This is a genomic window from Mesorhizobium sp. (assembly GCF_041661565.1).
In the GTDB taxonomy this organism is placed as follows: Bacteria; Pseudomonadota; Alphaproteobacteria; order Rhizobiales; family Rhizobiaceae; genus Mesorhizobium.
The window spans coordinates 1-9700 of record NZ_JBAZUD010000175.1 but is presented as its reverse complement, the minus strand read 5'-3'; the positions used below and the strand labels follow the sequence as shown (position 1 = coordinate 9700).

General features: G+C 64.6%; 7 protein-coding genes and 1 pseudogene. 3 read left to right on the top strand and 5 right to left on the bottom strand.

The genetic code is table 11. The annotated features are described in order from the left end of the window. Window positions 1–1485: pseudogene (locus tag WC739_RS22690) on the top strand (DNA ligase-associated DEXH box helicase); the annotation flags it as partial. Window positions 1486–1492: 7 nt separating this feature from the next. Next, window positions 1493–2209 (top strand): ligase-associated DNA damage response endonuclease PdeM, encoded by a 717-nt coding sequence (gene pdeM / locus WC739_RS22685; protein ID WP_372955236.1) that lies wholly within the window; start codon window positions 1493–1495, stop codon window positions 2207–2209. 5 nt (window positions 2210–2214) lie between these two features. Here pdeM and WC739_RS22680 read toward each other — a convergent pair whose 3' ends face one another. The 3 genes from WC739_RS22680 to WC739_RS22670 are packed head-to-tail and all read right to left on the bottom strand — an operon-like array spanning window position 2215 to window position 6817. Continuing rightward, the gene (locus WC739_RS22680; protein WP_372955235.1) at window positions 2215–3150 is read right to left on the bottom strand and encodes a dimethyl sulfoxide reductase anchor subunit family protein; all 936 of its coding nucleotides are present in this window, start codon (window positions 3148–3150) and stop codon (window positions 2215–2217) included. A gap of 5 nt (window positions 3151–3155) precedes the next feature. Further along, entirely contained in the window at window positions 3156–3890 is a 735-nt protein-coding gene (locus WC739_RS22675; RefSeq protein ID WP_372955234.1) for a 4Fe-4S dicluster domain-containing protein, read from the bottom strand. After that, a complete protein-coding gene (locus WC739_RS22670; protein WP_372955233.1) occupies window positions 3887–6817 on the bottom strand; it encodes a molybdopterin oxidoreductase family protein in 2931 nt (976 codons plus the stop codon). The genes WC739_RS22675 and WC739_RS22670 overlap by 4 nt, the downstream gene beginning before the upstream one ends. Before the next feature lie 277 nt (window positions 6818–7094). On the opposite strand from WC739_RS22670, the gene WC739_RS22665 reads away from it, so the two are divergent. Next, a complete protein-coding gene (locus WC739_RS22665; RefSeq protein WP_372955232.1) occupies window positions 7095–7997 on the top strand; it encodes a LysR substrate-binding domain-containing protein in 903 nt (300 codons plus the stop codon). Between the two features lie 28 nt (window positions 7998–8025). Here WC739_RS22665 and WC739_RS22660 read toward each other — a convergent pair whose 3' ends face one another. Both WC739_RS22660 and WC739_RS22655 read right to left on the bottom strand, forming a co-directional pair. Next, on the bottom strand, window positions 8026–9282 hold the full coding sequence (locus tag WC739_RS22660; RefSeq protein ID WP_372955231.1) for an Hsp70 family protein: 1257 nt from the start codon (window positions 9280–9282) through the stop codon (window positions 8026–8028). A 170-nt stretch (window positions 9283–9452) separates the two neighbouring features. Beyond that, window positions 9453–9700 (bottom strand): TIGR02186 family protein (locus tag WC739_RS22655; protein WP_372955230.1); only part of this gene is annotated, 248 nt, incomplete at its 5' end.

Below are 9700 nucleotides of genomic sequence, written 5' to 3'. Positions count from 1 at the left end.
GGCGCCAGCCGGCTGGCGCAGCGCATCGGCCGCGCCAACCACCGAATGGACGAGCCCTCCAAGGCCATTCTGATCCCCGCCAACCGTTTCGAGGTTTTGGAATGCAGGGCGGCGCTGGACGCCAACTATCTTGGCGCGCAGGACACGCCGCCCCTGGTCGATGGCGGGCTCGACGTCCTTGCGCAGCATGTGCTGGGCTGTGCCTGCGGTGCACCGTTCCGTGCCGATGATTTGTTCGAGGAGGTACGCACGGCCGCACCCTATGCCAGTCTCGACCGGCCGACCTTCGACCGCGTCATCGATTTCGTCGCCACCGGCGGATATGCGCTGAAGAACTATGAGCGCTACGCCCGCATTCGCTTGAACAAGGATGGATTCTGGCGCGTCTCCAATCCGCGCGTCGCCCAGCAATACAGGCTGAATGTCGGCACCATCATCGAGGTACCCGCGCTCAACGTGCGCTACGTCCAGGCTGGCAGCCGGGGTGCCGCGTCACGCGGAGGCCGGCCCCTTGGCAAGATCGAGGAGGCTTTCCTCGAAACGCTGACGCATGGCGACACGTTCATGTTCGCCGGCAAGGTGCTGCGCTTCGAAGGCATCCGCGAGAACGAATGCTTCGTCTCCAATGCGCCGGGCAAAGAGGCCAAGGTGCCCTATTATGGCGGCGGCAAATTTCCGTTGTCGACCTACCTCGCCGAACAGGTCCGCATCATGCTCGACGATCCTCGGCGATGGAACCAACTGCCGGAACAGGTGGCCGACTGGCTGCGGTTCCAGGCCGACAAGTCGGTGCTGCCCAAGCGCGGCGACCTGCTGATCGAAACCTTCCCGCGCGGCAATCGCCACTATCTGGTGGCCTATCCGTTCGAGGGCAGGGCGGCGCACCAGACGCTCGGCATGCTGCTGACCCGCCGGCTCGACAGGACCGGCGCCAAGCCGCTCGGCTTCGTCGCCACCGACTATGCGCTGGCCATCTGGTCGCTGGGCGACATGGGCGCGATGTTCAAGGCCAGGAAGCCGTCGCTCGGTACGCTGTTCGACCAGGACATGCTGGGCGACGATCTCGAAGCCTGGCTGGCCGACAGCTGGCTTCTCAAGCGCACCTTCCGCAATTGCGCGCTGATATCCGGCCTGATCGAGAAACGCCACCCCGGCCAGGAGAAGAGCGGCCGCCAGGTGACAGTGTCGACGGACCTCGTTTACGACGTCCTGCGCAGCCATGAGCCCGACCACATCCTGCTGCAGGCGACACGCGCCGATGCCGCCACCGGTCTGCTCGATGTCAGTAGACTTGCCGACATGCTCTCGCGCATCCAGGGTCGAATCATGCATAAGCACCTCGAACAGATTTCGCCGCTTGCCGTGCCGATCATGCTTGAGATCGGCAAGATGCCGGTGAACGGCGAAGCCGATGATACTCTGTTGATGGATGCGGCCACGCTGGTCGAGGAGGCCATGGGGCCGGGGCCAACGGTAACAGAATGAGTAGGGAATGAATTTTTCTCTGGCGCGCGCATCGCGGATCGCCGAGGCCGATCAGGTCGGCATTGCCGGCGAGCGCGCGGTCTGCGACCCGCGCGGCGTTCTCTATTTTCCCGGCCTTCGGCTGCTGGCGGTTTCCGACCTGCATCTGGAGAAGGGCTCGTCGCTGGCAAGGCGCGGGTCGCTGATCCCTCCTTACGATACGGGTGCGACCCTGCTGCGATTGCAGGCGGTGATCTGCGACTACCAGCCGGCGATCGTTATCAGTCTGGGCGACAGTTTTCACGATGGGGGCGGCGCCGGGCGCATGCACGCAAGTTTTCGCGAAACGCTGGAAGCGCTGATGGCCGGCCGTGACTGGTTCTGGGTTGCCGGCAACCACGATCCGGAGGCGCCGGCGGGACTGCCCGGCGAGACGGTGCGCGAACTGGCCATTGGCTCGCTGCTGTTCCGGCACGAGCCGTCCAAAGTGCGTGTGGAAGGTGAAATTTCGGGCCATCTGCACCCCTGCGCCCGCATCGTGCAGCAAGGCCGCTCGGTACGGCGGCGTTGCTTCGCCGGCGATGGCGGCCGCATGATCATGCCTGCTTTCGGCGCCTATACGGGCTCGCTCAACGTGCTCGACCGCGCCTATGCCGGGCTGTTTCGCCTCGAATCGCTGATGGCATACATGATGGGCACCCAGCGCGTCTTCGCCATCTCCGGCTCGATGCTGCGACCCGGCTGAGACCTCTACCTGCCGTAATAGAGCGTAACCGTGTGCTTCGCTTCGGCGAAGAACAGCCAGCGCTCGACCAGCATGCCGGCGAATTGGACGATCGCGGCGAGCGCTGACAGCACGGCCGCGAACGGCCACGGCAAGGCGAAAGTCGCGATCAGCAGCAAAACCGGCAAACCGAAAGCCAGCAGCTGCGTGATCTGGCGCAGCCGTGCGCTGTGCTTGCGTGCGATGCGGAACCCCATTTCCTTGAGCAGGTAGTTTTCCTCTGTATGCGGCCATTCCAGCGTCCGCACGGTGCCACCGGCAAGTCCGGTCGCGGTGTTGGCCGTGGTGGGGATTTCGAGATCATCGTTGTGGCGCCAGGTGGCGAGCTTCCAGCCCCAGCCGAGCAAGGTCAGCAGCATGGAAGCCGCCAGAAGCATTGTCGATCCGAGGGCGAAGCCTTGCAGCAATGCGTTCAACAGCACGCTGCCGGTCATCGCCGAGAAGATGAGATAGCCGGGCAGGGTGAAGCGGCTGTGCCACTGCGCGATTGGTTTCAGCGAGGCATAGATCATGCCGGTGGTGCAGACGGTGATCACGGCGCCGACAGCTGCCAGCAAGCCGGCAACGGCAATCCATCCGCCCAGGCGGCCGAAGAACACCCAGCCGATGCCGAACAGTCCGGCGGGGATGAAGGTGATGACCGACGACACCCCTTCGCGCGATAGCCACGAACTGCGCCATTGCGAGAATGCCCGCCAGGCCCGTTCGGGCCGGCCGAGATGACCGGTCGAGGACAGCAGCCCCGCCGCGATCAACCCAAGAGCCAGCCCCAAGCCGATCAATCCCAGCCAGAAGTCCGGTGGGATGACCTGGAACCCGCCCAGAACGCCGAGCAGCGCCAGCAGGCCGTAGCCGGCGCCGGTGGCGGTGGTGAAGAAGACGACGGAGAAGGCTGGATGCATGGATGTCAGTTCGAGAGCATGCGGTCGACCCAGCCGAGGAAGCCGCCCTCGGCCCGCACCGGCTCCAGCGCCGTCGCGGGCACCGACGCGGCGCGTTGGGTGTGGGCGCGAGGCGGCAGATATTTGTTGGTCGGGCGATAGCCGAGTTCCGGCATCAGGTCGACGCCGCCACGCTCCGCCACCAGTTGCGAGACGGCGGAGAGAGGGTCGCCGAGATCGCCGAAATGTCGCGCGCTCGTCGGGCAGGCGGCGACGCAGGCCGGCACGCGGTCTTCCTCGGCCAGATTGTCGTTGTAGATGCGGTCGACGCACAGCGTGCACTTCTTCATCACGCCGACATCGGTATCGAATTCGCGCGCCCCATAGGGGCAGGCCCAGCTGCACAATTTGCAGCCGATGCACTTGTCCTCGTCGATCAGCACGATGCCGTCCGAGGCGCGCTTGTAGGACGCGCCGGTCGGGCAGACGGTGACGCAGGCCGGCGTTTCGCAATGCAGGCAGGAGCGCGGGAAGTTCACCGTGCGCCCGCCCATCTCCGTCGTGTGCTCATAGCTGTGCACGCGGTTGAACCAGACCCCATCGACATGGCCGCCATAGGGATCGATGTCGGTCAGCGGCGCCATGTGGCCGCCGGTGTTCCATTCCTTGCAGGCGGTGACGCAGGCCTGGCAGCCGACGCAGGTGTCGAGGTCGATGACCAGGCCGAGCTTCTTGTTGGTGTGAGCGGGAAGGCAAGTCATTCGGCGGCTTCCCTGTTCACGCGGAATTCGGCGCCGAAGCGAAGGATGTCTGGCGCGGGCTGGTAGTGCGGCGGCTCATGAAAGCGCTCGAATTGCGGCTCGGTGAAACCGGCTTCTTCGGCCGCGCATTTGACGATGCGCACCCGCAGGTCGAACCATGCCGCCTGGCCGGTCACCGGATCGGAGTTCGAATAGCGTCTGCCCTGCGCGTCCGCCGAGGTCTGGTCGCCGATGATGTGGTTGAGCAGGAAGCCGCGGTTGCTCTCGGCGGCGTCGTCCTTGAGGCCCCAGCTGCCGCGCCGCTTGCCGATCGCGTTCCAGGTCCACACCGTATTTTCGTTCACCCCGTCGACCAGCTTGATCTGCCCCTTCACCCTGCCATTGATGCTTTCGATCCACACCCAGTCGTCATCGGCGAGGGCGAGACCGGCGGCGGTCCGGTGATGCACGAACAGCCGGTTCTGGCTGGTGATCTGCCGCAGCCACGCATTCTGCGAACCCCAGGAATGGTACATGTGCATCGGCCGCTGCGTCAGCGCGTGCAGCGGGTATTTTTCGAGGTCGACGGCCGCTTCCTCGAACGGCATGTACCAGAACGGCAGCGGGTCCATGTAGGTTTCGATGCGCCGGCGCTCGCCCTCGGGTGGCACCACGCTTCCATGGCCGCGCGCGGCCAGCCGGAAGCGCTGCAACGGCTCGGAATAAAGCTGAAAGACGATAGGCTCGGCCTTTGGGATGAAGCCCATCTGCACCGCGAAGTCGAGATAGGAGCGGTTGGCCATCTTGTAGTAGCGCTGGTCCTCGGTGAAGTCGTGGTGCCAGAAGCCGCCGTTGTCGATGTAGCGCTGCAGCTGGTCCGGATTGGCCTCGCCCTTGCCGATCGAGGCGCCGTCCTTGCCGCGCCAGCCGGCCAGCGGGCCGATGCCGGGCGTGCGCTCGTGGTTGACGATGTAGTCGGCATAGTCGGCATATTTGGCGGAGCCGTCCTCATTGACGAAGCCGGGCAGGCCGAGCCGCGCGCCAAGCTCGATCAGCACCGACTGGAACGGCCGGACATCGCGGTCCGGCTCGACGACGGGGTGACGAATGGCGTCGCCCGGACCGTCGGCATGGCTGATCGGCCGGTCGAGCAGGCTGATGCAGTCATGGCGCTCGAGATAGGTGGTGTCCGGCAGAACCAGATCGGCGAACGGCACGGTCTCGGAATAGTAGGCGTCGGAATAGATGATGAAGGGGATCTTGTAGGTGCCCGCCTCGTCGCGGTCGGTCAGCATACGAATCGTCTCGACGGTGTTCATCGAGGAATTCCACGCCATGTTCGACATGTACATCATCAGCGTATCGATGGGGTAGGGATCGCCGGCCCAGGCATTGCGGATGACGGTGTGCATCAGCCCGTGCGCCGCCAGCGGCGCGTCCCAGGAATAGGCCTTGTCGATGCGAAGCGGCGTGCCGGCGTCGTCGACGAGCAGATCGTCCGGCCCGCATACGAAGCCGAGCGGCATGCCGCCCAGCGGCGTCATCGGCTTGACGCTCTTGCCGGCGGGTTTCGGGCCCGGCGGCGCGGACCGAGGATAGGGCGGCTTGAAACGGAAGCCGCCCGGAACATCCACGGTGCCCAGCAGCACCTGAAGCAGGTGAATGGCGCGGCAGGTGTGAAAACCGTTCGAATGAGCGGAGATGCCGCGCATCGCATGCATCGAAACCGGCCGGCCCTTGATCGTCTCGTGCCGGCGCCCGGCCCAGTCGGTCCAGGCCACCGGCAACTCGATGGTCTGTTCGAAGGCGACATGGGCGAGTTCGGCGGCGATCCGCCGGATCGTGTCGGCGCTGACGCCGCAACGCTCCGCGACCGCACCCGGCGCGTAGCTGTCATCGAGGTAGCGGTCGGCGATCAGCTGGAACACCGGCGTACAGCGGCGGCCGCCGACTTCGAAGCTCCCCGTCAGCGCCGGCTTTGCGTCCGGGTCGGTTGCGTTTACGGGGGTTTTCACCACCCTGTCCCATGCCAGCGGATTGCCGTCGGCATCGCGCACGAACAGCCCGTCGTCAGCGGCCCCAGGCTCCTGCACGACGAGGACATGGGCATTGGTGTAGCGGAGCAAATAGTCGAGATCGACGCGACCGGCCTTCAACAGTTCGTGGATGAGCGCGAAGACGAACAGGCCGTCAGTGCCGGGGCGGATTCCGATCCAGTCATCGGCAATGGCATTGTAGCCGGTGCGGCACGGATTGATCGAAACCACCTTGGCGCCGCGCGCCTTGAGCTTGCCCAGACCGATCTTGATGGGATTGGAATCGTGATCCTCGGCAACGCCGAACAGCATGAAATACCGTGTGTTGTCCCAGTCGGGCTCGCCGAATTCCCAGAACGAGCCGCCGATCATATAGAGCCCGCCGGCCGCCATGTTGACCGAGCAGAAGCCGCCATGGGCGGCGAAGTTGGGCGTGCCGAACTGGCTGGCCCACCAGCCGGTGAGCGACTGCGACTGGTCGCGCCCGGTGAAGAAGGCGAGCTTCCTGGGGTCCGTGCGGCGGATGCCCGAAAGCCGATCCGTTGCGATCGCGAACGCTTCCTCCCACTCGATCTCGCGGAATTCGCCGGAGCCGCGCGCGCCGGTTCGCAACAGGGGTTTCTTCAGCCGGGCCGGGCTGTAGTGCTGCATGATGCCCGAACTGCCCTTGCCGCAGATGACGCCGCGATTGACCGGATGGTCCTTGTTGCCGTTGATGTAGCGGACCTTGCCGTCCTTGATGTGAACGTCGATGCCACAACGGCAGGCGCACATGTAGCACGTGGTCTTGGCGATGCTGTCGGAAACGCTGGGCGAGGTGTCGACGCCGTCGCCCTCATCGGGCGCGGTTGTGTCGGCAAGCGGGCGTTGCGATGGTGCCGAATTCGCGCCGCAGGGCGATCCGTCCATCATGATCCCGTGGTGTCGGCGCAACCGGCGGATCGGGCTCGCGTCCGTGGCCCGGGGCCACGCATGTAATGTGCTTCCGGGCGATAGCGATCACCGGGAAGGAGCCGCCGGATGCCGCCTATCCAATGGGCAAACAGGGATCTGAACCGCCCGATCATTTTATTCGCCGTGTCCCAATCGCGAGTTTTTTCCAACTTGGCCTGAAAACGTAGAATAAACCTATCGATCCGTCTAATCAGTTGTTCTTGTAAATTCGATCGATATTGGTTCTTAATAGCGCATGACGCTGGACCAGTTGCGCATCTTCGTCGCCGTCGCCGAGCGCGGCCACATGACCAAGGCGGCCGCATTGCTGGGCATCTCCCAGTCGGCGGCGTCGGCTGCCATCCGCGCGCTTGAAGAACAACACGGCGTCCATCTCTTCAACCGCGTTGGCCGCAACATCGAACTTGCCCAGACGGGCCACCGGTTCCTGCCCGAGGCAAAGGCCGTGCTCGAGCGTGCCGCCGCCGCGCGCAATGTGCTGGAACATGTTTCGCAGACGGTCACCGGCAGCCTCTCGATTGCCGCCAGCCAGACCATCGCCAGCTATTGGCTGCCGCGCCGGCTGGCGTCCTTCCACGAAGCCTATCCCGCCGTCAGGCTGAGCGTCAGCATCGGCAACACCAGGCAGGTCGAGGCCAATGTGCTCGATGGCGCGGCGGATCTCGGCCTGGTCGAGGGACGCACCGAGTCCGACATATTGCGGCGTGCCAAGGTCGACACCGACGGGCTGATGCTGGTCGTCGCCAGCTCCCATCCCGCCATCGCCGAAGTCGCGCCGGGCCGGCCAGACATAAAGGGCTTGCGCTGGATCATCCGCGAGGGCGGCTCGGGCACGCGTGAGGTGCTGGAGGACCTGGCGCGCCGCGATGGGATTTCACTGGCCGATTTGCAGATCTTCCTGGTGCTGCCAAGCAATGAGGCGATCCGCCAGGCGGTCGAAGCGGGTGCCGGCGCCACCATCATCTCGCAGCTCGTGGTGGCGCGTGCCGTCGCCGAAGGCAGCCTGCGGACCGTGCCGCTCGAACTGCCGAAACGCGACTTCGCCATGATCACGCACCGTGATCGCCAGGCAAGTCTCGCCCAGATGGCGCTGAAGGCGCATCTGGGCGCGGAAATGAAAAGCTTGGCGCCAAGGTAGCATTCGTCTCGAGTGAGGTCTGGCCGCGTCAGCCGAACTTGCGCTCGGCGTCCAATGCCAGGCCAAGTCCGACCGAGCCGAACATGTCGCCGTCGATGACGGATGCCCGCGGCACCATCGACAGGATTTCGCGCCTCGCCAAGGGGATCGCCGTCGATCCGCCGGTCAGGAACACCGCGGTGATGTCGGATGGTTTGACCTGTGCGTCGCGGATGGTTTGGCCAACCGTAGCCGTGACCCGCTCGATCTCCCTGGCGATCGTGGCTTCCAGTCCGGCGCGCGTGATCTCCGCCGCGAAGTCGGCGCCCGGCAGCCTCACTGCGACTTCAGCGGACGCTTCGTCGGTCAGCTTGATCTTGGCCTTCTCGACCAATGCGGCCAGCGCGTGTCCATAGCGATGCTCGACGATGCGGATGAAGCGGTCGACCAGATCGGGGCGCTGGGCCTCGTAGCGGATTTGTCGAAGATGCGTCATCGTCTTGGCGGTGTAGACCAGGTTGATGCGTTGCCATGTCGCGAGATCGATGAAGTAGCTGGCCGGCAGATTGCGTTTGCCATCCTTGGTCGGGGACAGGTAGCCGAGCTGCGGCATCACATGAGCGATGCTGAGCAGCCGGTCGAAATCCGTGCCGCCGATATGAATGCCCCGGCTGGCCAGGATGTCGTCCTTGCGGTCCGGCGATCGGGCGCGTTGAGGCGAGACGCGCACCACCGAAAAGTCGGACGTGCCGCCGCCCATGTCGATGATCAGCGCCAGTTCCTCGCGCGTCACCTTGCGCTCGTAGTCGAGCGCCGCGGCGATCGGCTCGAACTGGAAGGCGATATGCTTGAAGCCTTGCGCGAGCGCCGCGCTCTCGAGTTCGTTTTGCGCCTTGGCATCGGCCTCGGCATCGTCGTCGACGAACTGCACTGGCCGGCCGAGAACGACAGTCTCGACCGTATCGCCGGCATCCGCTTCCAGTCTCTTCCTGAGATGGCCGAGGAACATGCCGACGATTTCCATGAAGCCGATCGATCGTGACTTGATGCGCGTTTTTTCGTGGGCCAGCGAACTGCCGAGCACGCTCTTGAGCGAGCGCATCAGCCGGCCTTCGACGCTGTCGGTATAATTGGCGATGGCGTCGCGGCCGAAACAAGTTCGGTTGTCCTCGAAATTGAAGAACACGGCGCTTGGCAGCGTGACCTGGCCATCCTCAAGCGCGACCAGGCGCGGCTGGCCGTCGCGGACCACACCGACGGTGGAATTCGAAGTGCCGAAATCGATGCCGCCGAATGCTGGTCGCATCACCACGTCCTGTCATGCCTGTGGGCAGCGGATCGGCGTCTTCGCACGCACGCCGTGGTCCGGGATGACCGGATCGTCCTGCCGAATTGAGTTTTCGCGCGCGATGGCCGCGTCGGGAGGCGGCGGTCTAACGCATGCCCTGGGAAAGGGAAACCCCCATCACAGTGGAACTAGTCTTTTCGGAAGACCAGCCGTCCAAGCCAGCCCGTCAGCATGGCCAGCGATATGGCGAAGATGCCGTAGAGGAAGGAATAATTGTGGGCGAAGCGAAAGATCGACTGTTCGAAACCGGATTTGCGGATCTCGAGCTGGGCCGAGCTTTCCTTGATGAACAGGCCGCTCTTGAACAGGAAGGCGCGCGCCTTGTGGGTGCCCACCGGAACATTCGGCGCCAGCCTGACCGTGGCGCGGAACAGGT